Origin of the sequence: Streptomyces sp. NPDC046215 (assembly GCF_040646215.1) — a bacterium.
GTDB lineage: Bacteria > Actinomycetota > Actinomycetes > Streptomycetales > Streptomycetaceae > Streptomyces > Streptomyces stramineus.
The window spans coordinates 1-1,404 of the sequence record NZ_JBEYZW010000202.1 but is presented as its reverse complement, the minus strand read 5'-3'; the positions used below and the strand labels follow the sequence as shown (position 1 = coordinate 1,404).

At 66.9% G+C, this 1,404-nt stretch carries 1 protein-coding gene; it reads right to left on the bottom strand.

The genetic code is table 11. The features are described 5' to 3' along the window. Window positions 1-166: 166 nt before the first annotated feature. Window positions 167-1,351, bottom strand: a complete 1,185-nt coding sequence (locus ABZ951_RS33850; RefSeq protein WP_344098231.1) for an IS701 family transposase — start codon at window positions 1,349-1,351, stop codon at window positions 167-169. Window positions 1,352-1,404 lie beyond the last annotated feature (53 nt).

Below are 1,404 nucleotides of genomic sequence, written 5' to 3'. Positions count from 1 at the left end.
TAGTACTGCAACGGTCTTTGCTGTGACGGGTGGGTAGCTTCTGGCGGGGTGTGTCCGCGTCGTTTGTAGTGGCAGACGCGGGCTTGGTACTGCCGTCTCCGTCGCCAGTGTGACCAGTGCAGGACGTGGTCGATGGGTGCGGTCCGGTGGGGGTTGAGGCGGGTGATCAGGCGTCTGATCTCGGGAAGGCTGAGGGGGATGAGCTGGGAGGATCCGTTTCTGCTTTCTCCGTGTCGAGCTCGCGGGCCCGCAGGACGGTGAGGCAGGCGTGGGCGGCCATGGCCAGGGTCATGTGGCGGTGCCAGCCGGGGTAGCGGCGGACCTGGTAGTCGTCCAGGCCGCATTCCTGCTTCGCGCTCTGGAAGCATTCCTCGACGGCCCACCGGCTGCCGGCGACGGAGATCAGCTCGTCCAGAGTGGTCTCGGTGGGGCAGTAGGCGATGTAGTAGGAGACCTCCTCGGGCCGGCGGACGCTGCGGCGGGCGATGACCCAGTGCCGGCGGTCCTCGCGATGCCAGGGCCGGACCTCGACACGGGCCCAGTCATAGACGCGTGGGCCGTGGGCGCCCTGGCCGCACGAGCGCCGTTTCCACTTCTGCCGTGGCAGGCCGGGGAATAGATCGTGGACAGGGTGGTCGATGGACCAGCCGGTGACGACGGTGTCGTGCCGGGTGGTCGCCATGACGTGGAAGACATCGGCCTGTTCCAGCTCGAAGCGCCAGCCCTTGCTGTAGCCGTAGGCGGCGTCCGCCGTCACCCAGCCGAACGGGATCCGGTCCCTGATCGCCCGGCGGACCATCGCCCTGGCCATGGCAACCTTCGTCTCGAAGGCGACACTGTCGTCGATACCGGCTTGCCGGCACCTGTCCCGGTCGTCGGTCCATGACGTGGGCAGATACAAGCGGCGGTCGATCAGCGTGCGTCCGCGGCGGGTGGCGTAGGCGAGAAACACCCCGATCTGGCTGTTCTCGGTGCGTCCGGCGGTGCCGGAGTACTGCCTTTGCACACCCGCCGAGCGTGTGCCCTTCTTCAGGAAGCCGGTGTCATCGATGACCAGAACGGCATTCCGGTCCCCGAGGTGCTCGACGACGTAGTCGCGCACGTCGCCCAGGACCTCGTCGGCGTCCCAGTCGATCCGGTTCAGCAACCGGTGGATACGGTCAGGTCCCGCGTGGCCGGCTTCTTCCGCGAGCGTCCATCCGTTCTTCCGCTCCAGAGGAGCGGTCAGCCCCCGCATATAGGCAAGGGCCGACTGCCGCGGCTCTTCCCTGTTGAACCGGTGCACGAACCGCTCGTGTACCACGTTCAGTTCTCCAGCCCACAACCTGGCACTCCCAAGGTCCCCACCCATAACCACACCAACGACCGACCTGCCCACCCGTCACAGCAAGGACCGTTGCAGTA